This is a genomic window from Nonomuraea cypriaca, assembly GCF_015645445.1.
GTDB lineage: Bacteria > Actinomycetota > Actinomycetes > Streptosporangiales > Streptosporangiaceae > Nonomuraea > Nonomuraea cypriaca.
This window is the reverse complement of the sequence record NZ_JADOGI010000172.1, coordinates 1-22,687: the sequence shown is the minus strand read 5'-3', so window position 1 is coordinate 22,687 and position 22,687 is coordinate 1. Positions and strand designations below refer to the sequence as shown.

Here is a 22,687-nt window from a genome sequence, read left to right as displayed (position 1 = left end):
AAGCTCTGGATGCCACCCGACCCGGCTACAGCCTGACGCTACGGAGCCACCGTACTCACGCACGCCTCCAGACGATCACACAGCGCGATCACCAGAACTCGACATGCGCTGGGGGTGAATGCTTACCCTTGATCGTGACGCAGTGACCCACATCTTCGAAACCTTTCATCGCGGATGGGACTACAACGAGCGACTGGATATGACCCTCCGGCACTTTGACGCATGGAGGGGGAAGATGGCATGACCTTCCCCGGGGAGGACTTTCGACCGACCTTCGCCACCAACCATCCCGAAGGTGGTCAGACGGTTGCTGACGCGATCAATACGCTGCTGGAGGGCATGCGCACCCATCTAGTTTCGCTGCCGCCGGTATTGATCGCGTCCGCATATTTCAACCCAGGCGGGTTCGGGCTGCTGGCCAGCGAACTGGAGCAGACCGGAACGGTTCGGCTGCTGTTGGGCGCAGACCTGGATCAGGACCGACCTAGGATCCGCCCGCTGGCCAGCGGACTGGGCAGGCGGGCCGAACGGGAGCAGATAAAGCGGGCGCTGGAAGGCCATCAGCGTCGTCTGGAGGAGGATCGGGACCTGCTGGGCTTTAGCTTCGAGGCCGACGCCACTGCTCGCCGCCTGGTCGGCTGGCTGCGCTCCGGACGAGTCGAGGTCCGCCGGTACGAGAAAGGGTTTCTGCACGGCAAGGCGTTCATCGTGGACAGCCCAATGCCGGGTGTCATCGCCGGATCTAGCAACTTCACTTACGCGGGTCTGGCCCGTAACAAGGAGCTCAACCTCGGTCAGTACCAGCCTGGCACCGTGCGCGCCGTACGGGACTGGTTTGAGGAGATGTGGCAGGCGGCCTCGCCGTATGACCTGGCCGGCCTGTATGAGTCGCGGTGGCAGCAGCATCAGCCGTGGGAGGTTTTTCTGCGGATGCTGGACGAGCTGTACGGCGCGGAGGTTGAGCAGGAGCAATCGGTCCGCACGCGTTCTCGGCTCAACCTCACCGGGTTCCAGTCTGACGGAGTCTGGCGGGCCCAGCGAATCTTAGACCGGCTCAATGGCGTGATCGTGGCCGACGAGGTCGGCCTGGGCAAGACCTTTATCGCCGGGGAGATCCTGCACGAGGCGGTGATCACTAACCGGCAGAAGGCGCTCATTGTCGCGCCCGCGACACTCCGCGACTCCACCTGGGGCCCCTTCTTGCGAGACAAGAACCTGCGCGCGGACGTCGTCTCCTATGAGCAGCTGACCGGCGGCCTGCAGAACGCCGGACAGCTCGGTGCGGCCCTCCAGGATCCCGACGAGTACGCCGTGGTCGTGGTGGACGAAGCACACGCCCTCCGTAACGCCACCACCCAGCGGGCCGAGGCGCTGCGTATGTTGCTCGCCGGCAGCACCCCGAAACGGCTGGTGATGCTCACCGCGACGCCAGTCAACAACACCCTCTACGACCTGTACAACCTGATCTCCTACTTCGTCACCAACGACGCGACGTTCGCCGACTCCGGGGTGCCTTCGTTGAAGGGGTACTTCGACCGAGCCATGGCGATGAATCCTGACGATCTGTCGCCTGAGCACCTTTTCGACGTTCTGGATAAGGTAGCGGTCCGACGTACCAGGCGATTCGTCCGAAATCACTATGTTGGGGACCGTGTGGTCATCAACGGCGTCGAGCGTCAGATCAGCTTCCCGACGCCCCGCGTGCACCGCGTCGACTACAACCTCGATGACGCGCTCCCCGGCCTCTTCGACCGGCTCGCCATCGCCCTCGGTGACCGTCTGAACCACTACGACGACGGTTCGGCTGTGATCCTCGATGCTCCCGGCGAAGTCCTCACTCTGGCCCGATACGTGCCCTCCCGCTTCCAGCACGGTGAACGCGAGAAGCAGTACGAGCAGCAGAACGCCGGACTTCTGCGATCCGCGCTGCTTAAGCGGTTCGAATCATCGGCCTACGCTTTTCAGCGCACCTTGGACAAGATGATCAAGGATCATGAGGCGTTCCTGTCCGCGCTCGCCCAGGGGGTGGTCCTCATCGGTGATGCCTTCCGGGAATGGACGTCCTCCGACAGCGACACCATCGACGACTTCCTCGATGTACTCGATGACGACGTCGATGGGGTGAAGAACGCCGACGGGTTCGACGTACCGGAGCTTCGCGCCGCCGTCGAGGCTGATCTCATCCTGTTGACGTCCTTCCGTGATGAGGTGCAGGCACATCAGGCCGGCCCTGACCCCAAGGCCGAAGCGCTCGTCGAGGAGCTCGCGGTCATCGCGACGGAGGCGGCAGCAGAAGGGATCAGCGAGCAGCAGACTCGGGACAAGCGTAAGGTCCTCGTCTTTTCCTACTACTCCGACACCGTCGAGCACGTGCATGGCCGGCTGCTGAGCGCGATCGAGTCCGATCCACGCCTCGCCTGTTACCGTGCCCGGGTCGCCACCGCCTCTGGTCCGGACCGAGCCGGACGTTCCCAGGTCATTGCCGGATTCGCTCCCCGTACCGCGGGTGGCGCGGCAGACGAGGATCTGTTTGACCTGATCATTGCCACCGATGTGCTTGCCGAAGGCGTTAACCTGCAACAGGCCCGGCACATCGTCAACTACGACCTGCCGTGGAATCCGATGCGGCTCGTCCAGCGGCATGGCCGAATCGACCGGATCGGCTCCGACCACCAGGAAGTCTTCCTGCGCTGCTTCTTCCCTGACCAGCAGCTTGAGCGGTTCCTCGGCTTGGAAGAGCGACTGCAACACAAGCTAAAGCAGGCGTCTGCCGCTACCGGAGTCGGCGAAGTCCTTCCTGGATTTGTAGGCCGTGACATCAACCTCACCGAGACCCGCGAGGAGATCGACCGGCTCCGCCGCGAGGACGCCGCCCTCTTTGAGACAGGTGGTGCTTCGGCCCTCTCAGGCGAGGAGTATCGGCGTCGGCTGGAGACCCAACTTGCCAACCCTCATATCCGCGATGCCGTACGACGCTTGCCCTGGGGCAGCGGTACTGGATTCGTCCGCGTCGGCGGACCCCATCCAGGTGTGGTGTTCTGCGCTCGGATCGGCGACCATCCCCGGCCGTGGTTCCGATACGTTCCCCTCACCGACGATCTAAATGTCACCTATGACGAACAGGGGCGTGTCATCGTCGTGGACGACACGCTGTCCTGTCTGTCCGCTGCTGACCCTGGCGGTCCTGAGACGCCAGCGGCCCTGAGCGACTCGATTTATCAGGCGGCCTTCCCTACGTGGACGCATGCCAGGCGGCACATCCGCGATTCCTGGATGCATAATGCCGATCCGGCCAACCTGCAGCCGCGTATCCCGAAGGTGATTAGGGATGCCGCCGAGCTGGTCCAGCAGCATGGGGTCCATCTCGGTGAAGATCAGGATCATCTCGTTGGACGCCTCCAAGCGCCCTACAGTCCCCGGATCCTGCGCGACATCCGTGCGAGCCTTGCCCAGCCGGGAACCGCCAGGCAGAGAGTGAACCACCTGGCGGAACTCGCAGACCGGCTCGGGCTGGTTCGCCAGACTGCCCCGGAGCCTCTCCCCCAGATCACCGAAGAAGATGTCCACTTGATGTGCTGGATCGCCATTACTCCTGGATGATCTCCCGAGATACTCGGGTTGCTAGTACGGCAGTCTCCATTCGTGAGCTGAGCTGTGGTTAGGCGATGGCCAGGCGGGCGCGTTTATGGAACCAGCGGGCCCGGGCCTGGTGTCGGCGTCGCCAGACCGACCAGTGGGCGGCGTGCAGCACTGAGGGTGGTGACATGGTTGCGGCGTTGTACAGGCGTTTGATCTCGGCAACGGTCAGGGGGATCATGCCGGTGTCCGCTGGGGGTTGCTGGCCGGGCCTGGTGGGTGGCGGGGCCTGGGTGTCGGTGCGGTGCCGGGCGGCCGCGGCGCTGACGGCGCAGATGGCCAGCGCGGCCATGACGAGCACGAGGTGGCGCAGGAACGCCTCGTAGAGACGGACCTGGGACTGGTCCAGGCCGAGGAGGTCCTTTCCGTGCTCGTTGTCTTCTTCAGTCCGCCACTGGCAATGCCCCTGAAGATGTAATTGTCTCTATCGCGGATCAGGGACATGGACCGATACTCAGTGTAGAGGCGCTACTACAATTGGTGGCGCACGTGGGTCGGCTACGGCTCCAGGTGAGGGAGACGGGTGATGCCCAGTGCCCGGTGAACAGGACGGATCCCCTGGTGAGCCCCCCAGGCGGAGATCTGGACGCAGTTGCCCGCAGAACGACGAACGGCGGTGATCAGCCTGCTGAGCACCCTGGCCGTCCGGGCCGCCAGCGGACGGCGCAGGGCGAGTGATGGGCCTGTCGGCGTATCGGCCCTGGGGCCAGAGCCAGGACAAGATCAGGGCTGAGCATCGAGATCGTGCCGCGGTGGTGTACGTCCGCCAGTCGACCCGGCAGCAGGTGGTCGAACACAGCGAGTCCACGCGGTTGCAGTACGCGCTGGTGGAGCGAGCGGTGACGCTGGGCTGGGCCCGGTCGAAGGTCATGGTGATCGATGACGACCTTGGCGTGTCGGCGGCGCGGGCCGATACTCGGGCAGGCTTTGCCAAACTCGTCACCGAGGTCACCATGGGACGAGTAGGCATGGTGCTGGGGATGGAGATGTCCCGGCTGGCCCGTACCGGCCGGGACTGGCATCAACTGGTCGAGCTGTGCTCGCTGTCCGGCGCGCTGCTGGCCGATCCGGACGGCGTCTACGACCCCAGGATCTACAACGACCGGCTGCTGCTCGGGTTGAAGGGGACGATGAGTGAGGCGGAGCTGTACCTGATCCGGCAGCGGATGCTGGCGGGCAAGCTCGCCAAGGCCGAGCGCGGCGAGCTGAGCTTTCAGCTGCCGATCGGGTACGTGCGCCGCTCGTCGGGAGAGGCCGTCTTCGATCCCGACGAGCAGGCTCAGCACGTTGTCCGGCTGATCTTTTCCTCCTTCGCCCGGCTGGGCACGCTGCACGCGGTGCTGCGCCATCTGGTCGACAACCGGATTCAGCTGCCGGTACGCGCTCGCAGCGGGCCGGCCAAGGGCGAGCTGGAGTGGCGGCGCCCGAACCGGGAGACGCTGCAGATCATGCTGCACAATCCGATCTACGCCGGCTATTACGCCTACGGCCGCCGCCAGGTCGAGCACGCCCGTCAGCAGCCCGGCCGCCCGGCAACCGGGCGAGTGGTCAAGGCCAGCGGCGAATGGCTGGTGCTGCTGCCCGATCGGATGCCGGCCTACATCAGTGTCGAGCAGTTCGAGGCGAACCTGGCCCGGCTGGCAGCCAATCGGCACACCGCCCAGACGCCCGGGGCGCCACGATCGGGCAGTGCGCTGCTGTCCGGGCTGCTGTGCTGCGGCCGCTGCGGCGGGCATCGGATGAACGTGAGCTACCACCCCGTCTCCGGCTCGCAGCAGGCCACCCACACCTACGGCTGCGCCTACAACCAGATCAACTACGGAGCCGTCGAGTCGTGCCAGTTCATCGGCGGCCCGGCGCTGGACGCCTACATCACCGCCCAGGTGCTGACCGCGGTGGCCCCGGCCGCCCTCGAGGTCTCGCTGCGGGCGGCCGAGCAGGCCGAAGACGAACGCGCCGAACTGGACAAGCTGTGGCTGCAACGGATCGAACGCGCCACCTACACCGCTGAGCGGGTGCGCCGGCAATACCAGCTGGCCGAACCGGAGAACCGGCTGGTGGTCCGCCAGCTGGAGCGGGACTGGGAGGCCGCGCTCGCCCAGCTCGACCAGCTCAGCAACGACTACCAGCGCTTTCGCGATACCCAGCCACTGCGGCTGACCGCCACCGAACGTCAGGCCATCAATGCGCTCGCCGAGGAGTTGCCCGCCCTCTGGCATGCCCCGACCACCACTCAGGCCGAGCGCAAGGAACTGCTGCGCCTGATGATCGAACAGATCGAGGTGAACGTCGCCGGAGACAGCGAACTGGTAGACGTGAGCATCGCCTGGGCTGGCGGGCATCACACCCACGGCCAGGCCGTCCGGCCGGTCCGGCGAGCCGAGCAACTGTCCTACTTTCCCCGGATGATCGCCCGAGTGACCGAGCTCGCCGCCCGCGGCATGTCCTGCCCACGGATCGCCGACGCGCTCAACAGCGAAGGGTTCCGACCGGCCAAGCGTTCCCACCGCTTCACCGCACAACAGGTCCAGCGCCTGATCGCCAAGCACGGCATTCGCCAGACGGACCCGCGGTCCAACGCCGCCATCGCCGCCGACCTCAGCCCCGACGAATGGACGCCATCCGATCTGGCCACCGAACTCGGCATGCCGACGGCCACCCTCCACTCCTGGATCATCCGTGGCTGGATCACCGCCCGCCGGGCTCGCAACAACCGACACCAGATCATCACCGCCGATGCCGCCGAACTCGACCGGCTTCGCCAGCTCCGTGTCCGGCCGCCGGGCTACTACCAGCGCAGACGCTGGCTCGACGCCGCCGCTGCTACCGATCCCGAAATCAGCAGGAAGGACCCACCGTGAAAGACGATCAGCACTTGAGTAGTACTGAAGGTGGCGGACCTCCACCGGCCACCTCAAGCCGGCGGCGGCGATCAGGCGGGGCAGGGTGACCGGCTGGCCTTCGGGCACGAAGCAGTAGTGAAAGGCCAGTTCGCCGCTCTTGCGGTGCTTGCGGACGAGCAGGAAGTGGCGGGGGCCGGCGGTGGCGATCCAGGCCCAGGCGTAGGCGCGTTCGCCTTTGGAGCCCTCGCCGGCCGGGCGGACGGTCCAGGCGCGTTTCGGCCTGCAGTGCCGGGCGACGGCTTGTGCGCAGGTCAGGCGGGTGCCGCCGCCTAGGGTGAGGGTGAAGGAGGAGCGTACCCGCAGCACGTAGGCCTGTTCGTGTTCCTCCAGGAAGGTGCGCAGCTTGGTGCAGGCGCCGTAGACCTCGTCGCCGGCGATGAAGTCGACGACGATGCCGTCGAGGTAGGCATCGGTGAGCAGGCCGATGGCCAGTTCGCCCTTGGTGGCGAAGGCCAGGTCGAGGGGCAGGCCGGTGGTGATCGCCGTGACGGGGTCGGTGATCTGCTCGGCGGGGATCCATTGGCGGGCGCCGATCAGCGCGTGCCCGGTCCCGGCTCGGATGTAGGCCAGGTAGACGGTGTTGACGCCGTTGTCGATGCCGCCTGCGCAGCCCATGTGCTGACGCTTGACACCGGTTGTGGCCTGTCCCTTCTTCTCCTGGCCGGACTCGTCCAGCGCGCCGACGGTCAGGCCGGCGGGGCCGGGGACCGCGTTCAGTCGGTCGGTGGCGTAGCGGCGTACGGCGCTCATCGCCCCGGCGGTGTCCCAGCTGGCGCGGTTCAGCAGGCGCTGGGTGGCGGCGGGAGAGCGGTCCCCGGCGTGCTCGGCGATCGTCCAGCCGTTGCGTTTGGGCAGGTCGGACATGATGGCGCGGATGTATTTGGCGGCTTGCAGGCGGGGTTCGATCCGGGCGAACATCGGGGCCAGTGCGGTGAGCAGGTCGTCGGTGTTCCGTTGCACGCGGCGTGCCTCTAGGATGAGCGCGGCAGCCGCTCTCGATCTTGTACTCGTCACAAAGTCATGATCACGAGCGGCTGCTCTCGTTGTGCCTGCTTCCGATCACAAGATCACAACGGCCTCTCGCTCGTCCTCGCTGGTCAAACCGCGAATGGAGACTGCCGTACTAGGAAGAACGCCTTCGTCCTCCACGGCAGAGGAGACCGAGTCTGGGACAAATGAGGGATGATCAAGCTCCTAAAGTGCTGCTGTGCAGCAATTCGTACAGCAACAGCGCCGCACAGCATCAATCTCCGTCTTCCAGCGTCGCACAGTCGAGCTGCGCGACGGCGCTGTCGGCACGGGTATGCCTGCAGTTCGCATCGAAGGGGTCAGGGGTTCGAATCCCCTCATCTCCACCCAGGTAAAAGGCCGCTTCCAGGGCGTTGGAAGCGGCCTTTTGCGTTGCTGGGTGACTAAGTGAGTGACTAGCGGGTTGAATGCGAAGATGATCAATAGGTCGAGGTTCGAGTTCAGCTACAGGGCTCCGAAGAACGGATGGGCCCTCGCCACCGTAGGCCACGGGGACAGCCAAGTTCAGATGCACGTGTCCGACCTGACAGATGCGCTCGGAGACCTTCTGCGCAGCCTGGTGCAAGTCAGCCAGGGGTACGACAGCCGCTTCTCGTGGGATGGCGAGCCCACGGAATACCGGTGGATCTTCATCCACCAGGACGACACGCTACAGGTACGCATTCTCTCGTTCGATGACCGAAGGAGGCCCGAACCGGATGAAGCGGGGTGGGAGAGGTTCACGCTTTGGAGCGAGCCCCGCCCGATCGTTGATGCGGTGGTCCAATCGGCGCGGCGAGTGCTCTCGGCGACGGGAGAAGAGGAGTACGCCCGGCAGTGGGATGGCGAGGCCTTCCCACTGCACGAACTGAACATCCTGGAGTTCTGGCTTAAAGATCACTGATCCGGGTCAAAGATGCGATCCATTGCCTCGGCACCCTCCAGAAGGACCGGGCGGAGCTGCTTGCGGTAGACGGTCTCGGTGACGGTGGTGTTGCGGTGGCCGACCAGGCGTGAGATGGCCTCGATGGGCATGCCCGAGTCGGAGAGCAGTGAGACGAAGCTGTGGCGCATCTCTCTGGGTGTCCAGTCCTGTGGGTTGAGGCCAGCCTTCTTGAGGACGGCCCGGAACGAGCGGCGGACGTTGTGGGAGTCCAGTTCGGTGCCGACCTTGGACGCGAACACGAGGTCGTTGTCCTGCCAGCGTTCGCCTGCCGCCTTCCTGGCTACGTCTTGGCGTTCGCGGTGGAGCTTGAGGGCATCGATGCAGCGTCTGGGGATGGCCAGGGTGCGGCGGGACTTCTTGGTCTTGGTGTCGCCGCCCTCCCGTCGCGGATGATCTGCTTGAGCTTGTCCTTGGCTGTGGTCTTGGTCTTGCCGCTGGCCTTCTTGACGATGCGCTTTCCGGCAGGCGTGTAGCCGACCGTGACGGTCGCTATCCAGCGTTGCCGGGCTTCGTCCCAGTGCAGGCCGCCGTCCCCGTGGCTTCGACGCTTGGTCGTGACGCCTCCCGCTGCAAGAGGGCGATGTACTCCGTCAGGGCGCTCGCCGGGATCAGGCGGCAGCGGCCCTGCTTGACCGACCGGAGGCGGCCTGAACGGAGCTGCTCGTAGATGACGCTGCGGCTCATCCGGAGCTTCTGCATGGCGTCCGGGACACGGTAGAGCTGGATGTCGTCAGTCATGGCGGACCTCCGGCGCGAAGGAAGCGGCCAGGGCGTGTTCGCCAGGTGTGAAGCCCTGTCCGGCGTATTGCCAGTGGCCGAGGACGAAGGTGGTTTCCGGGTCGTACGGCAGGCGGGCGCGGGTCCAGTCGATGCGGGCCTGGCGTAGGTCGCCGAGGGTGGTGGAGTAGGCGCGGCTCTTGGTGGAGAAGTGGCCACGGAAGCCGAGCATGTGGGCCCAGTCTCGGAGGCGTAGGTGGGCGAGGGGGTGTCCGGCTTGCCCAGCGCCTGCACGATCTCCCTCGCCCGCATCGGTCGCTCCGCCGTGGCCAGCAACGCCACCGCCTGCTCCCGCCAGCCGCGCAAGACAGGCAACAGCGATGCCACATCCTCTGGATCATGAGGGTCGAGGCCGGGCTGCTCTCCGGCGTCCTCGCCGTCGTGATCGGCGAGCAACATCAGGGTTTCCCGAGTGATAGACAACCGCCGGACCTGCTCTTCGGCTTCAGCCAGCCGCGTTCGCAGCTCATCCACCTGCTGCAGCGCGGACCTCTCGGCCCGGGCCAAGCGTTCCAGCAGCGACGTCACCATCGTCTCCCTGAAGAGAAGCGGTCACACTCACGTGGTGCATTCACGCCATGCAGTCCTGCAACTCCACACTGTAAATGGCAAGGCACTGACAGTCACCACTGAGCGCAAGATCCTTATGTCGCAGCCAAAGCCTTCGCCCACCGGGTAAGGCTGCGAACCCCTTGCGGAAATGTCAGTCGGCTCTGCCAGGGTGACCTGATCACGAACGTCGATCACCGCCAGGCGCCTGCAGCTTGACGGTGTCAGGCGTAAACTTGGATCAGTGCACTCAGGCGAGAGGTGTCCTCTTGTGTGAGCTCGAGCGCATGCTGCTGAACCTCTGCGGAGCGCTCGCACGTCTGAAGGTCATGCGCTCACTCGCCTTCCTCGCCCTCATGGTGCTGACCGCCTGCGGCAGCGGAGTGGCGGCCGACAAGCCGGTCACGTACGCGGCCGACGCCGTCTCCGTCCTGGAGAACCCCGGCCACGGGCCGCAGCTGTGCGCCGCGATGGCCGAGTCGCTGCCGCCCCAGTGCGGTGGGCCGGACATCGTCGGCTGGGACTGGTCCAAGGTTCAACACGAGAGCGTCCAGGGTACGAAGTGGGGTCAGTATCGGGTGGTCGGCACCTGGGACGGCTCCCGGCTGACCCTGACCGAACCACCAGGGGCGGCGGTCCAGGGCACGCCGGAGGAGCACAGGTTCGATAGCTCGTGCCCCGTCCCGGAGGGCGGCTGGCGGCCGGCCGATCCCGCCAAGGCCACCCAGGAAGCGCTCCAGGCCACTCAGTGGCGGCTGGAGAATGAGGAAGCCGTGGGCGGGGTGTGGCTGGACCAGAGCTATCTGGACTCGATCCCCGGCTACGACGGCAGCAAGCGGGAGTGGGCGGAGAAGTACGCCAACGACCCGACGAAGCTGGTGCTGAACGTGAAGTTCACCGGCGACCTGACCGGCAGGGAAGCGTGGATCCGGGAGAGCTGGGGCGGCGCACTCTGCGTCAGCCAGGCCCAGCGCAGCCAGGAAACGCTGCGGCAGATCCAGGAATTTATCGGCGACGATCTGGCCCAGCCCCTCACCTCGACCTCCGTCGACATCATGAAGGAGCAGGTGGTCGTGGGCGTCTGGGTGGCCAGTGAGGAGCTCCAGCAACGGCTGAAGGACAAGTACGGCGAGGGCGTCGTGCTCCTGCAGGCGGCACTGAAGCCGGTGCAATAGAGAAGCCGTGGCCACAGACCTTCAGCCAGTGACCGCCCTGACGCGCTGCCAGAGAGCCGACTCGTTGCCGGCGCCCCAGCCCGGCACGAAAGTGTATGCCTGCAGGCACTGGTAGCTGACCCTGGTGGGCAGCGGTCGTCCGACCTGATCAAGACACGTCGAAGCCCGATCCGCGGACCCCACCTGATCGGCGGAGTAGCGGTGCTCAATGCCGGCGGCAACTGCATGCTGGTACACCACTCAGAAGATCTTGAATCTCCGAGCCGTGATGGGAAACGATCATTTGCAGCCTGGGAAGCGATCTTCTCAACCCTCTCTCAGTCCCAGACCGACCTCACTCGTGAACACCCCACCCAGGTCAAGGGCCGCTTCCCAGCTGTGGGCAGCGGCCTTTTGGTCTTTGTGCAGCTAGATGTGCAGCAGTCTCACCCGTGGAGGCTGTTCCCCAGGTGCTTGGGCGGTGGCGTCGGTCGGGATCTCGCTGTAGATGTCCATCGTGACCGCGATCCGGCTGTGCCGGAGGAACTGCATGGCCACGCGCGGGCGGACAGCCGCCATGTCCGGGCAGGACAACCAGCGTGCGAGGAAGCTCACCGGGACCCATGTGCACGCGAACGACGGCTTGACCCGGCGCGTCATGCCCGGTATGGCTACCTCTGCCCGACGAGGAGATAACCTCAGCATCACTGCATTGCATGCGCGTCAGAGGCGTCTGCCGTGCACTCAACAAACTCGCAACCGAACGTCAACATCCGGCCGCTACGTTCGCGGCATGAACCTCGGTCTTCCCGAAATCACCATCCTCTTCGGTGTCTTCCTAATTTTTGCGGTCCTCGTGGTGGGTGGTGTGGTGTACGCCGCTGTTCGGCTCGCGAATCGACACCGCAAGTAGGCTGACCGAGAGACGCCCTGGTCATATCTGGAGCCGTAGCTGTAGGGGCCATCTGGTGTGTGCAGCACGAAAGTGCAGCAACCTCACCGGCCGCCAGCGACTATTCACGATCTCGGCAGGCCCCTCAACCCCGCACCGACCTTCAATGACCTTCATGCCGCGAGTTCGCATCAAGGGTCACTTCCAGACATCGGAAGTGGCCTTTTTGATCTTCTGAGTGACAAACTGAGTGACATGTTGACGGGCTACATGTCCGTGATGTCCTGAAGATGCGGTCCATGGCCAGCGCCCCGGTTTGGATCACGGGCCGGATCTGATGTCGATGGACGGATTCACGGCGCGACCAGATCCCGAGCCTGACCTCGCGCCCAGCGCGGCCCGGGGCGCGCCTCCAGTCCGACCTGTCATCCTGGTCGGCGGCCGGGCCCGTGGGTGACCCGGAGCTGGTTCACCGCCTCGACGACGGGCGCCGCGCCGTCCTCTGCCGAGACCCGGACCGAGAGGGCCTGGGCCCGCAGCCGGTAGGCCGGGTCGGTGACCGCTGTGGTGAGCGCGGTTGCCAGCCGTGCGGGCGTCAGGCGGCGAAACGGGATCGCGGCCGGAGCCACGCCGAGTGCCATCAGCCTGGCCGCCCAGAACGGCTGGTCGTTCATGACCGGCACGGCCACGGCGGGCACCCCCGCCCGCACCCCGCTCCCGGTAGTGCCGCCGCCGCAGTGGTGGGCGACGGCGGCCAGCCGGGGGAACAACCAGTCGTGCGGCACGTCGCCGACCGCCAGCACATCGTCCGATAGGTGTCCCCGCAGGCCGGTCTGCAGCACGCCGCGCAACCCGGCCCGCCGCAGCGCGTCAACGGCCAGCTCCGTGTACTGCTCCGCCCGCGCGCCCGCCAGGCTGCCGAAGCCGACGAAGACCGGTGTGGGCCCCGACGTCAGGAAGTCGAGCAGCACCGGATCCGGCTGCCATCCTCGCGGCCGGAGCGGCCACCAGTAACCCGTGATCTCCAGCCCCGGCCGCCGGTCGGCCGGGCGCGGCACCACCAGCGGGCTGACCCCGTGGAAGACCGGCCAGCGCGTGCTCTCCCGGCGCCGGTAGAGGGCGCGCGGGGTCATCGGGGGCAGCCCCAGCCGGGCCCGCATCTTCGTGCTCAACCCGGCGAGCAGCGGGCCGGCGGCGGGCAACTCGAACGCGAGCCGGGCCGCTCTGCGGTTCCCCCACCGTCCGAGCGACCGCTGGAACAGGCTCATGACCGGCGGAAAGTCCCCCGTGGGGTCGACCGGCTGCAGGTGCACCCCCATGCTCGGCACGCCCATCGCCTCGGCGACGTGATAGCCCAGTGCGCCCGCCATGCCGAGCAGGAGCAGGTCGGCCTCCTGCTCGGCGATCTCGGCCAGGCCCTCCACGAGTTGCTCGCTGTATTCCTTGAAGGCGCTGATGGAGAAGCGGCCGGTCAGCGCGGGGAGCGGGTCTCCGGGAAGTGGTAGATACTCCAAGCCCGCATCGGTCACCAGCTCCGCGTACGGCTTGTGCGCGGCGATCGTCACCTTGTGCCCGGCCTCGCGTAACCGCATCCCCAGCCCCGTGTAAGGCGCCACGTCCCCGCGCGTGCCGACTCCGATGATCAGAACCCGCATCCGGATCCCCCCGTCGTCCCTGTTTGTCATACAGTCGCATGATAAACGGAAGCGATGGCTTTTACCATGCACTCGCATGAGAAAGTGGCGGGATATGCCGAAGATCGTCGACCATGACGCCCGGCGGCGGCACATCGCCGAGGCTGTGCACCGCGTCATCCATGACAAGGGCATGGAGAGCGTCAGCCTGAGGGAGGTCGCCGCCGAGGCCGGGATGTCCATGGGGGCGGTGCAGTACTACGTCACGACGAAGAACCAGATGCTGCTGCTGGCGCTGGAGCGCATCGGGATCTGGATCGGGGACCGGCTGGCGGCCGTGGTCGCGCACCAGTCCACGCCGCTCGACGTGCTCCGGGCGACCGTGCTGGAGCTGTTGCCACTGGACGAGAAGCGCAGCTACCTGAACCGCATCGGGCTGGCGTTCCAGGCGAGCTCGGTGGTGTCCGAGGACCAGGCGGCCGCGATGCGGATCGGGTTGCCGGCCCTGCTGTCCTTCTTGGCCGAGCAGATCAGGGCCGCCCAGGCCGCCGGGCAACTCGCCGCCCACCTGGATGCCGGCAAGGAGGCGAGCATCCTGTACGCCTTCGCGCAGGGCATCGTGAACGCCACCCTGGTCGGGCACTACACGCCCAAGGAGGTCGCGGCGTTGCTCGACTACCATCTGGCGCGGCTCCGCGCGGGGTGATGGCCGTAACGGGAATCTTCGGCCGGTCCAAGCCGTAGCCGTCTTCCAAGTTCAGCTCGAAGGCCTGCCAGCACTTGCGCCACGTCTATGAGTGGGTCCCCACCCAGGGTCAAAGGCCGCTTCCAGGGCGTTGGAAGCGGCCTTTTGCGTTGCTGGATGACTAGCTCGGGCAGGCCCGGCGTGCTCTCCTGCCGTAGGCGGCCGGTTGGTATCGGGGGCGCGTTCTGAGGGAGTGGCGGCACGAGTGTGAGTGCGAGCTTCCTACTTGTCGTGCTGCCGGCGCACCATCTCGCTGATCCAGATGGGCGCGAACGGAGACGTGCAGCCCGGGGGAGTCGGGTAGTCCTTGAGCACCTCCAGGCGCTCACCGATGTCGAGCGCACGGGCGCGGTGCTCGGCGTGCTCGATCCCGATCTGAGCCAGGCAGTGGTTCATCGCCCACTGCAGGCGATCCGGGGCGTCTTTCATCTCCGCCTCGATGACGTCGAGCAGTCCTGCGGGATCGAGGCCCTCGGGCTTCTTCGCCACGCGTTCGGTGGTCAGCGCCCAGCCGGCGCTCGCGACCACTGGATCCGGATCGGCGGACCAGGCCAGGCGCAGCTCTTCGGAGTGCGGGTTCTTCTTCACCACGTAGTTCACGAGCCAGTCGTGCACCTTGGGTGTGCGCGCCTCACGCAACATGACGTCCAACTCGTCACGCTCGAACGCCTTCGGGCGGCAGATCAGGATCGCCAGCAGTTTCGCCGCGGTGTCATCCGTCTCCCAGAGCCGGCACGCGAGTTCCTGCTGCGTCTTCAGCCGCTTCGCGAGCGCGCGCAGCTTGCCGAGGTTCACACCGTGATCGTCACCGTGTTTCTCGTTCACCTCGCGTGCCTTGGGGTCCTCCAGCTCGGCCAGCTCGGCCATCACCTCGGCCACCATCGTCTCGGTCAGCGTCGTCTCGGCCACCTCTGCCTCCTGTCCATCACGTGCGACACTAACGCAATTGCCAACAACGGACTTGGACGACTGCGGATACGTCGGCGTGCTTGAACGCTGCTGAGCAGGCCCCGAGGCTTATCCTGGACGGCCGTGGACAGTCGTGATTCTTCTACGCCTACTCCGGCGACCCCGTGAAAAGGCAGGGTCAGGGTCGCTAGTTGCAATTACCCCACGTGGAGCGACCGGTACCCCAGATGGGTCCGCCGCCGAGCGTTTGGACCGATCCCCACCACCTGACGCACGTGTTCGCGGCGTAGGCGCTGGCTGCCGCGTAGTGGGCGTATGCCCCGCTGTCAGAGACGGGGGCCCTACCCTGGCGCTCCAAGATGGCCTCTGTGAAGCCGGTGACGCCGTGTGCCTGGCCGACTCTCCTGGTGACCACACAGTTTTCCTGATATTGGCCGTTCCACAGCAGATAGGCGGTTGCCAGAGTGATGTTGTTTCTCTCATCGGGGATATCGGCCCAGTCGAGCACGGAATAGGAGCCGTTCGGCCAACCGCACCCCTGCTCCGAAACGACGGCGGAGCTCAGGTCGTGGGCCGAGGCGGGAGAGGTCACGAACACGATGGAGGCGAGCGCAAGACCAAGGGCCACACCGGTGCGTTGAAGTATGCGCCGGTACGTGCGGGGCATGGCAGGTCCTTTCGGCCACGGGCACATCGACACTCCGGCAGAGCCGCAAGACTGCCGCTGGATATGGGCTGAATGCGCCCAGCGGCTTGGATTCATTATGCTGCGGCATGCGCGCAGCGTCCTTGACGGAGCGTTCACAGTTTCTTGATGCTCTCTCCACTGCGACTCACTGACCCTTTTCAGTGGCAGGTCGAGCAGGGTGGTGTCGTGGATGCCCAACTCCCGGGCGACATGCGACACCGGACGATCCCCATCCAGCACCATGCGGACGGCCTCATGGCCTAGCCGATGAGGGACTCGGTGATCTGACGGGTGGTCTGCGCGGCGACCCTGGGGTCGACGGCGGCGTAAGAGGTGTAGGCGTTCAGGCCGGTGGCGAGGGCCCAGCCGCGGCCCCGGGCCCAGGTGGCGTCGTCCACGCCGAGCGCCGTGCGGAGGGCGGCCCGGCCGGCGGCCGACATCAGGGTGAAGGCGATGGTCAGGTCGCAGGCCGGGTCGCCGATGCCGAGTCCACCGAAGTCGATGACCGCGCTGAGACGGCCGTCGACGGTCAGCAGGTTGCCGGTGTGGAAGTCTCCGTGGAACCAGACCGGAGGGCGGTCCCAGCCCGGGGCGCTCAGGGCCGCGTTCCACAAGTCGGTCATGGCCGTGGTGTCGAACGTGCCGCCGACCTCTGCGATGGCGGCCCGCGTCGCATGGTCCCGGCTGGCCAACGGCGGGGTCGTGAGCTCGTCACGGGCCGCCGCGGCCGGCATGTCCTCGGGTGCGAACCGCTGGAGGGCGGTGAGGAACTTTGCCAGTTCGACGGCGGCCGCGGACGAGTCGGCCAGTGCCTCGACGGTCGCCACCTCGCCCTCCAGCCAGCGGGAAATCGCCCACCGCCACGGATAGCCGAAGCCGGGCTCACCCACTCCCACTGGTACCGGAATGGCCAGCGGCAGCTGCGGGGCGAGCCGCGGCAGCCACTCGAACTCCTTCTCGGCCTGTCCGACGGCACCGGCATGGCGCGGCAGCCTGACGGACAGTTCCTCGCCCAGCCGGTAGATCACATGGTCCGAGCCTGCAGGCTCAAGCAGGTCCAGAGGCAACGCGGCCCACTGCGGGAGCTGCGAATCGACCAGGTTCCTGACCAGTGCGGCATTGATCGCCGGGCGGGCGTCCGCGGTTCTCGCGGTTACCAAGAGCAGCTCCTGAGGCCGGCCCGCTCTGTCGGTGGGCAGCTGGAGCCATCACAGTGCACCGCGGGCTCGCCTGTCGACCGGATTTCTCGCTGGACCGGCCGGCAAAGCCACCAGACGGCGCGCGGTCATCTGTGTCTCCCAGCGCGCGTACCGCTGCCTGATCCCAGGTCGGGAGTGCCCGCGCATCTCCTCGAGTCGCTGCTCTCGGCAGGGCAGGGCCGCGCTCGCCGATCGCCCGCGTTTGACTTCAAGCGCTTGAGGTGTGTTGTGCTGCCCGCATGACAGCTTTCACCATCCAGGAGGTGTCCCGGCGGAGCGGGCTGAGTGAGCCGACGCTGCGCTACTACGAGGAGGTCGGGCTGATCGGCCCGATCGACCGGGACGAGAACAGCGGGCATCGTCGTTACCGCACCGAGGACCTCGACGTGCTCGAGGCGCTGGCCTGTCTGCGCGCGGTCGGTGTGGGCATCGATGACATGCGTACGTACCAGGCCAATCGCATACGCGGGCAGGCGGCGGCGGGTGAGCAGCGCGATCTGCTGTTGCATCACGCCGAGCGCATCGAGGCCGAGATCGTGGCCCAGCACGCGCGGCTTGGCTACCTGCGCGAGAAGGCGGCGCTGTGGGATGCCCGCGACCGCGGCGACACCGCCGCGGAGGCCGAGTCGATGCGGCGTCTCGTGGACGTCGTCGGTGGCTTGCGGGTGCTGCGATGAGCCCGGTTCTGGTCACCGGTGGGTCCGGTTACCTGGGAACACAGTTGATCGCCGCGTTGCTGAGGGCCGGGCGCCCGGTGCGCACCACGGTGCGCTCCACGGCCCGCGAGGCCGGCCTGCGCGCGGCGGTGCGCCGCGGCGATGCCGACGACACCGGGCTGAAGGTCGTCGTCGCCGACCTGATGGCCGACGACGGCTGGCCCGCCGCGGTAGTCGGTTGCAAGGAGGTCCATCACGTCGCCTCGCCCATCCCGGTCGCCCAGCCCGAGGACGCCGACGAGTTGATCGTCCCTGCCCGCGAGGGCGCGCTGCGGGTGCTGCGTGCCGCGCGCCACGCGGGCGCCCGGCGCGTCGTGCTCACCTCGTCCTTCGCCGCGGTCGGGTACACGCCCAAGCCGGGCGCCGAGTTCACCGAGGCCGACTGGACCGATCCCGACACCCCGGGCTTGGCGCCCTACCCGCGCTCCAAGGCGATCGCCGAATGTGCCGCGTGGGACCTGATGGAGCGCGACGGCGGCGACACCGAGCTCGTCGTCGTCAACCCGACGTTCATCCTCGGGCCCACCCTCACGGATGATCTGCGCTCCTCGACGCAGTTGATCAAGGCGATGCTCCAGGGGACGATGACCGTCGCGCCCCGCCAGCGCTTCGGAGTGGTCGACGTGCGCGACGTGGCCGACCTGCACATCCGGGCCATGGCCGCGCCGGAGGCCGCGGGCAAGCGCTTCCTGGCCGTCGCCGACGGCCCGACGCTGGGCTTCCTGGAGGTCGCCGGGATCCTGCGCCGGCGACTCGGCGCCCTCGCCGCGCGCGTTCCCACGCAGGAGGCGCCGGGGGACGATTCGCCGCGGCCGATCATCCACAACGACAGGGTCCGCGATGAGCTCGGATGGCGTCCGCGCGCCGCCGAGACGACGATCGTGGAGACGGCGGAGAGCCTGCGTGACCTCGGTCTGGTCGAGGAAGGACGATGACAGGCATCGTGTCCGGACGTCCCCGCGGCGGACAGATCCCTCACCCTGGCCACCCGCCCCCGCCCTGCTGACCTGGACGGCCCTCGTTCACCAAGGAGCGCGGTACTGGCAAGGAGCCCCGGAGCGCACCGTTCATGGAGAGAACACACGTTCGCGTGCCTGTTCGACCGCGACCAGCAGAGCGCCGCGCACGACGGGCCTGTCCAGGATCGTGCTCGCCCGCACTCGGGGCCGGGCCAGACACATGCCGGCAACGGCCTGCTGAACGCGACCAGCCAAATCGTCACCCCGGGCGGAACCGACATGGCTGCCCAGGACGACAAGTTCAGGATCGAGAACGGCGCAGATGGAAGCGACCCCTCGTGTGCACCCGCTTCGGCCGGATCCGCGGTGACATCGGTCGAGACCGTCGTCTCCACCAGCACTCGCCCCGTGATGTCGGCGAGAACGGCGGTCGTCGTGTCCAGGTAGATCTCGATCGCGATCACGTAGCCGCACGACGGGTTGAGCCCGTAGAGGACCGCGTTGGGGCCGCGTCCTCCCTCGTGTACGCCGACCTTGACGACCAGGCCACGCTCCTCCAGCCGAGACAAGACATGGTTGGCCGTCACCTTCGACAGTCCGGTCATCTCGCTCACCCGCGCCCGGGTCAGCGCTCCTGACGAACCCAGCAATTCCAGCGCGGCGCGATCGTTCAGTTCGCGTAACAGGCCCGGGCGCCCAGGATTTGCGTTCATGTGATCAATCCTGACCCGCAAAGCGCCCCTGGTGAAGCCGGGGCCGCTCAACAGATCACGCCATGTCGCCGCATGGCAGCATGCGACATGGCGCTCGAACTGCGCGTGCAACATCCAAACGGGCGCTGCGAATACGGAGGTGCAGTCATGTCCACGCCATTGTGGCCGGAAGAACTGGTCAGTGCCGGTGCCGAACGTGAAGTGCTGGAAGCGTTCCTGGACTGTCAGCGCAGACAGATCAAGGCCAAGATCGCAGGAGTCTCGGAGGACGCCGCACGCCGGCGGATCGTGCCCTCGATGACCACGTTGGCAGGGTTGATCAAGCATCTGACCACGGTCGAAAGGAACTGGTTCCAGCGCTAGCTCGCGCAGCGGGACCCCGCCGGCATCCCGGGCAACTCCAGAGGTGACGACCGAAGCTGGGAGTTGGGCCCGGAGGACGCTCTCGACCACCTCATCGCCGAGTACGACGACGTATGTGAGGAGAGCCGCCGCATCGCGGCAGGATTCACCCTCGATGACACGGTGCCCTCCAAGAGGCTCGGCCAGGTGTCGCTGAGGTGGATCTACACCCACATGATCGAGGAGACCGCCCAGCATGCCGGGCACGCGGACATCCTGCGCGAACTCATCGACGGTGCCACTGGGCTGTGACGGGGGGCGGCCGGCGACCTGGCGTAGGACCGCGCGGGGTCCGCCAGGGTCGTTCCGCTCATCCATGAACGGCAAGTACTGTGGCGCGGTGATGACTCAGGTGATCGTCCTCAATGGTGGATCCAGTTCGGGGAAGTCCGGGATCGTCCGCTGCCTGCAAGCGGTCCTGCCGGATCCTTGGCTGGCCTTCGGCGTTGACACGCTGGTCGAGGCGATGCCTTCGTCAATGATCGAGATCACCCCGGGTGGCGAAGTGAACGTCGGGCCGGAGTTCCGGAGGTTGGAAGCGGCGTGGACCGAGGGGATCGCCGCGATGGCGCGTGCGGGTGCCCGGGTCATCATCGATGAGGTCTTTCTCGGTGGGCCGGCCTCCCAGGAGCGGTGGCAGAAGGCTCTCGGCGGACTGGACGTGCTGTGGGTGGGCGTCAGGTGCGACAGCGAAGTGGCCGCGGGCCGGGAGGTCGCACGCGGCGATCGGGTCACCGGGATGGCCGCGTTGCAGGCGGAGGCCGTGCACCAGGGTATTTTCTATGACCTGGAGGTGGACACCACGCATGCCGAGTCGATGGCGTGCGCGCGGACGATCGCCGATCGGGTCACTTAACCCGCGTTGACGGCGTCCATGACCTGCTCGCCGGTCTGACCACCGCGGGCACGGCAGCCCCGTATCAGGGCAGGTAATAGCCCTCGACCGGTACGCGTGCCTCCTCGAACAGCGCCGGACCCTCCTGGCGCGCGGCGGGCCCGACGGTGGGCGGCTTGAGCTTGGCGAGCTGCTCGCTGGACAGTGCGAACACGACCCGGCCGAGGCCCGAACGTTCGATGGCGCCCGCGCACATGCCGCAGGGCTGGCAGCTGGTGTACATCGTGGTGGTGGCCGCCGTGGCGGGGTCGAGCTCGCGGGCGGCCCATCTGGCCAGCTTCAGCTCGGGATGGGCGGTGATGTCGCCATCGGTGAGTACGGTGTTGTGCTCCTCGGCGATCACGCTGCCGTCCGGCCCGGTGAGAAGCGATCCGAAAGGCGGGTTACCGCTCTCCCGCGCCGTGGCGGCCAGTGCGATGGCCCTGCTCAGAAGGCGTTGGTCTTCGGGTGTCATGACTGCTCCATTCGTCGTCGGGCGGACACGGCCGCCAGGGCCTGCCACGCGATTTCTGGGTGGTTCGTCTCGCGCGGATCGCCGTTGTACGAATCCAGCACGACGGTGTCGGCACCGAGGAGGCGCAACTGTTCGAGGTCGTCGGCGATCTGGTCGATCGTGCCCTCGCCGGCGAGTCGCCCCTCGTCGGTGACCGGCGTCTCGGTGAGGCGCAGGGCGATGCGGGGGGCCAGAGCGGGAACCGGCCGCCCCAACTCGTCGGCGACGGCCTTCATCCGGTCCAGCCTCTCGCGCAACCGGGCCAGGGGAAGCAGCAGCGGATGCCACGCGTCGCCGTGGCGTACGGCACGGCGCAGCGCGGGGCCGCTGTGGCCGCCCACCCAGATGGGTATCCGGCCGCGTCCGTAGTCCTCCTCGTCGTCCCAGGCGGCGCGGACCGCCTGGAGGTGGTCGTCGGTGATGGCGCCCCGCTCCTCGAACGGCACTCCGAGCGCGTCGAACTCCTGCCGCGCCCAGCCGACGCCCACGCCGAGGACGAAGCGTCCCCCGCTGAGCTGGTTCAGGTTGGCGGCCATGCGAGCGACGAGCAGCGGATGCCGGTACGGCGCGATGAGCACCGTGGTGCCGAGCCGTACCCGGTCGGTGACGCCGGCCAGCCAGGCGAGCGTCGTGAACGGCTCGTAGAACGGCGCCGGGTACTGCTCGGCCACGTCGGGTGTCACCACGACATGGTCGGAGACCATCAGCAGGTCGAAGCCGAGTCCTTCCGTGGTCTGCGCCCAGCGCCGCAGCACCTCCGGGTCGGTTCCGGGCCCGAAATTCGGGACGTTCACCCCTATGTGCATCGGTTCAGGCTATCCACCGGTCATCCGCCGTTGGAAGAGAATCCTCTCGGCGTACGGGCCTTCTGGCCGTGGATCTGCCGGTATTTTGGCAAGGTGACCGAGAATCTTGACGTGACGGACTGGTCGATCCTGGCCGAGCTCCAGAAGGACGGGCGCATCGCGCTGACCGAGCTGGGCCGCCGGGTCAATCTCAGCGCCTCCGCGACCACCGAGCGGGTCAGGAGGCTGGAGGCGACCGGCGTCATCACGGGCTACCGTGCCGACATCGACCTTGAGAAGGTCGGTTTCACCGTGCTCGCCGTGGTGCGCCTGAAGTATCCGGGCAACCAGCACCAACCCCTGCATCGGCTCCTCGACGAGCGCTCCGAGATCCTGGAGTGCCTGCGCACCACGGGCGAGGACTGCTACACGCTGAAGGTCGCCGCCGCCTCCATGGGCCACCTCGAACAACTCGTCAACGAACTGACCGACCTCGGCAGCACCACCACCAACATCGTCTACAACCAGACCCTCCCCTTCCGCGGTCCCCACCGTCCCTAGTACTACATAGCTAGATCTGTAGGACCTGTAGGCGCAGGTGCCGCTTGAAGTGGTGCCTGCGTGCTCGAGCTTGGTGGCTGCGACGCTGCTCGGACCAGTAAAGTCCCAGCTCAACAGCGTGAT

At 66.9% G+C, this 22,687-nt stretch carries 19 protein-coding genes and 3 pseudogenes; 10 read left to right on the top strand and 12 right to left on the bottom strand.

The features are described from left to right. Window positions 1–240 precede the first annotated feature (240 nt). The gene (locus ITP53_RS39645; protein WP_195900610.1) at window positions 241–3,600 is read left to right on the top strand and encodes a helicase-related protein; all 3,360 of its coding nucleotides are present in this window, start codon (window positions 241–243) and stop codon (window positions 3,598–3,600) included. 58 nt (window positions 3,601–3,658) lie between these two features. Here ITP53_RS39645 and ITP53_RS39640 read toward each other — a convergent pair. Then, window positions 3,659–4,033 (bottom strand): annotated as a pseudogene (locus ITP53_RS39640) (IS701 family transposase); the annotation flags it as partial. Between the two features lie 355 nt (window positions 4,034–4,388). On the opposite strand from ITP53_RS39640, the gene ITP53_RS39635 reads away from it, so the two are divergent. Beyond that, window positions 4,389–6,497: a recombinase family protein gene (locus ITP53_RS39635; RefSeq protein ID WP_207757069.1), complete on the top strand. Its 2,109-nt coding sequence runs from the start codon at window positions 4,389–4,391 to the stop codon at window positions 6,495–6,497. 39 nt (window positions 6,498–6,536) lie between these two features. Here ITP53_RS39635 and ITP53_RS61770 read toward each other — a convergent pair. Further along, window positions 6,537–7,499: pseudogene (locus ITP53_RS61770) on the bottom strand (IS701 family transposase); the annotation flags it as partial. 577 nt (window positions 7,500–8,076) lie between these two features. Between ITP53_RS61770 and ITP53_RS39625 the strand changes: the two are divergent. After that, complete coding sequence (locus ITP53_RS39625; protein WP_195900607.1) at window positions 8,077–8,451, top strand: hypothetical protein; 375 nt, start codon at window positions 8,077–8,079, stop codon at window positions 8,449–8,451. Here ITP53_RS39625 and ITP53_RS39620 read toward each other — a convergent pair. From ITP53_RS39620 to ITP53_RS39610, 3 genes are read right to left on the bottom strand one after another with little or no spacing between them, the layout of a single operon-like run. Then, on the bottom strand, window positions 8,445–8,990 hold the full coding sequence (locus ITP53_RS39620; RefSeq protein ID WP_207757073.1) for a tyrosine-type recombinase/integrase: 546 nt from the start codon (window positions 8,988–8,990) through the stop codon (window positions 8,445–8,447). The genes ITP53_RS39625 and ITP53_RS39620 overlap by 7 nt on opposite strands. Continuing rightward, window positions 8,983–9,231, bottom strand: coding sequence for a helix-turn-helix domain-containing protein (locus tag ITP53_RS39615; protein ID WP_207757068.1), 249 nt, complete (start codon window positions 9,229–9,231; stop codon window positions 8,983–8,985). The genes ITP53_RS39620 and ITP53_RS39615 overlap by 8 nt, the downstream gene beginning before the upstream one ends. Further along, window positions 9,224–9,568: a replication initiator gene (locus ITP53_RS39610; RefSeq protein WP_407941379.1), complete on the bottom strand. Its 345-nt coding sequence runs from the start codon at window positions 9,566–9,568 to the stop codon at window positions 9,224–9,226. The genes ITP53_RS39615 and ITP53_RS39610 overlap by 8 nt, the downstream gene beginning before the upstream one ends. 520 nt (window positions 9,569–10,088) lie before the next feature. Between ITP53_RS39610 and ITP53_RS39605 the strand changes: the two genes are divergently transcribed. Then, on the top strand, window positions 10,089–10,994 hold the full coding sequence (locus tag ITP53_RS39605) for a hypothetical protein (RefSeq protein ID WP_195900606.1): 906 nt from the start codon (window positions 10,089–10,091) through the stop codon (window positions 10,992–10,994). A gap of 408 nt (window positions 10,995–11,402) precedes the next feature. Here ITP53_RS39605 and ITP53_RS39600 read toward each other — a convergent pair whose 3' ends face one another. Together ITP53_RS39600 and ITP53_RS39595 are read right to left on the bottom strand one after the other, a co-directional pair. After that, a complete protein-coding gene (locus ITP53_RS39600; protein WP_195900605.1) occupies window positions 11,403–11,633 on the bottom strand; it encodes a hypothetical protein in 231 nt (76 codons plus the stop codon). A gap of 657 nt (window positions 11,634–12,290) precedes the next feature. Continuing rightward, window positions 12,291–13,550, bottom strand: a complete 1,260-nt coding sequence (locus ITP53_RS39595) for a glycosyltransferase (protein ID WP_207757067.1) — start codon at window positions 13,548–13,550, stop codon at window positions 12,291–12,293. 46 nt (window positions 13,551–13,596) lie between these two features. Between ITP53_RS39595 and ITP53_RS39590 the strand changes: the two genes are divergently transcribed. Beyond that, window positions 13,597–14,205: a TetR/AcrR family transcriptional regulator gene (locus ITP53_RS39590; protein ID WP_195900604.1), complete on the top strand. Its 609-nt coding sequence runs from the start codon at window positions 13,597–13,599 to the stop codon at window positions 14,203–14,205. A 261-nt stretch (window positions 14,206–14,466) separates the two neighbouring features. On the opposite strand, the gene ITP53_RS39585 is transcribed toward ITP53_RS39590, so the two are convergent. From ITP53_RS39585 to ITP53_RS39575, 3 genes are all read right to left on the bottom strand, one after another. Beyond that, a complete protein-coding gene (locus ITP53_RS39585; protein WP_207757072.1) occupies window positions 14,467–15,111 on the bottom strand; it encodes a DNA alkylation repair protein in 645 nt (214 codons plus the stop codon). A gap of 229 nt (window positions 15,112–15,340) precedes the next feature. After that, window positions 15,341–15,820 carry a hypothetical protein gene (locus ITP53_RS39580; RefSeq protein WP_195900602.1) on the bottom strand — a complete coding sequence of 160 codons (480 nt, stop codon included), beginning with the start codon at window positions 15,818–15,820 and terminating at the stop codon, window positions 15,341–15,343. 281 nt (window positions 15,821–16,101) lie between these two features. After that, window positions 16,102–17,001: an aminoglycoside phosphotransferase family protein gene (locus ITP53_RS39575; protein WP_195900601.1), complete on the bottom strand. Its 900-nt coding sequence runs from the start codon at window positions 16,999–17,001 to the stop codon at window positions 16,102–16,104. A 278-nt stretch (window positions 17,002–17,279) separates the two neighbouring features. Between ITP53_RS39575 and ITP53_RS39570 the strand changes: the two genes are divergently transcribed. From ITP53_RS39570 to cpt, 4 genes and pseudogenes are all read left to right on the top strand, one after another. Continuing rightward, window positions 17,280–17,717: a MerR family transcriptional regulator gene (locus ITP53_RS39570; RefSeq protein WP_195900600.1), complete on the top strand. Its 438-nt coding sequence runs from the start codon at window positions 17,280–17,282 to the stop codon at window positions 17,715–17,717. Next, window positions 17,714–18,691, top strand: a complete 978-nt coding sequence (locus ITP53_RS39565; protein ID WP_195900599.1) for an NAD-dependent epimerase/dehydratase family protein — start codon at window positions 17,714–17,716, stop codon at window positions 18,689–18,691. The genes ITP53_RS39570 and ITP53_RS39565 overlap by 4 nt, the downstream gene beginning before the upstream one ends. Window positions 18,692–19,500: 809 nt before the next feature. Next, window positions 19,501–20,082, top strand: a pseudogene (locus ITP53_RS39560) (DinB family protein). A gap of 64 nt (window positions 20,083–20,146) precedes the next feature. Further along, on the top strand, window positions 20,147–20,686 hold the full coding sequence (gene cpt / locus ITP53_RS39555; protein ID WP_236051648.1) for a chloramphenicol phosphotransferase CPT: 540 nt from the start codon (window positions 20,147–20,149) through the stop codon (window positions 20,684–20,686). A gap of 64 nt (window positions 20,687–20,750) precedes the next feature. Here the strand turns inward: cpt and ITP53_RS39550 are convergent, their stop codons facing one another. Both ITP53_RS39550 and ITP53_RS39545 read right to left on the bottom strand, forming a co-directional pair. After that, window positions 20,751–21,179 (bottom strand): nucleoside deaminase, encoded by a 429-nt coding sequence (locus ITP53_RS39550; protein WP_195900598.1) that lies wholly within the window; start codon window positions 21,177–21,179, stop codon window positions 20,751–20,753. Then, complete coding sequence (locus ITP53_RS39545) at window positions 21,176–22,024, bottom strand: LLM class flavin-dependent oxidoreductase (protein ID WP_195900597.1); 849 nt, start codon at window positions 22,022–22,024, stop codon at window positions 21,176–21,178. The genes ITP53_RS39550 and ITP53_RS39545 overlap by 4 nt, the downstream gene beginning before the upstream one ends. Window positions 22,025–22,117: 93 nt before the next feature. Between ITP53_RS39545 and ITP53_RS58360 the strand changes: the two genes are divergently transcribed. Further along, window positions 22,118–22,564, top strand: a complete 447-nt coding sequence (locus ITP53_RS58360) for an Lrp/AsnC family transcriptional regulator (RefSeq protein ID WP_195900596.1) — start codon at window positions 22,118–22,120, stop codon at window positions 22,562–22,564. Window positions 22,565–22,687 lie beyond the last annotated feature (123 nt).

Excerpts from the sequence above, each read along its gene's own strand:
- ITP53_RS39645 (WP_195900610.1), top strand. The coding sequence starts at position 241 with ATGACCTTCCCCGGGGAGGACTTTCGACCGACCTTCGCCACCAACCAT.
- ITP53_RS39625 (WP_195900607.1), top strand. The coding sequence starts at position 8,077 with ATGCACGTGTCCGACCTGACAGATGCGCTCGGAGACCTTCTGCGCAGC.
- ITP53_RS39615 (WP_207757068.1), bottom strand. The coding sequence starts at position 9,231 with ATGACTGACGACATCCAGCTCTACCGTGTCCCGGACGCCATGCAGAAG.
- ITP53_RS39600 (WP_195900605.1), bottom strand. The coding sequence starts at position 11,633 with ATGACGCGCCGGGTCAAGCCGTCGTTCGCGTGCACATGGGTCCCGGTG.
- ITP53_RS39595 (WP_207757067.1), bottom strand. The coding sequence starts at position 13,550 with ATGACAAACAGGGACGACGGGGGGATCCGGATGCGGGTTCTGATCATC.
- ITP53_RS39590 (WP_195900604.1), top strand. The coding sequence starts at position 13,597 with ATGAGAAAGTGGCGGGATATGCCGAAGATCGTCGACCATGACGCCCGG.
- ITP53_RS39585 (WP_207757072.1), bottom strand. The coding sequence starts at position 15,111 with ATGGCCGAGCTGGCCGAGCTGGAGGACCCCAAGGCACGCGAGGTGAAC.
- ITP53_RS39580 (WP_195900602.1), bottom strand. The coding sequence starts at position 15,820 with ATGCCCCGCACGTACCGGCGCATACTTCAACGCACCGGTGTGGCCCTT.
- ITP53_RS39570 (WP_195900600.1), top strand. The coding sequence starts at position 17,280 with ATGACAGCTTTCACCATCCAGGAGGTGTCCCGGCGGAGCGGGCTGAGT.
- ITP53_RS39565 (WP_195900599.1), top strand. The coding sequence starts at position 17,714 with ATGAGCCCGGTTCTGGTCACCGGTGGGTCCGGTTACCTGGGAACACAG.
- cpt (WP_236051648.1), top strand. The coding sequence starts at position 20,147 with ATGAACGGCAAGTACTGTGGCGCGGTGATGACTCAGGTGATCGTCCTC.
- ITP53_RS39550 (WP_195900598.1), bottom strand. The coding sequence starts at position 21,179 with ATGACACCCGAAGACCAACGCCTTCTGAGCAGGGCCATCGCACTGGCC.
- ITP53_RS39545 (WP_195900597.1), bottom strand. The coding sequence starts at position 22,024 with ATGCACATAGGGGTGAACGTCCCGAATTTCGGGCCCGGAACCGACCCG.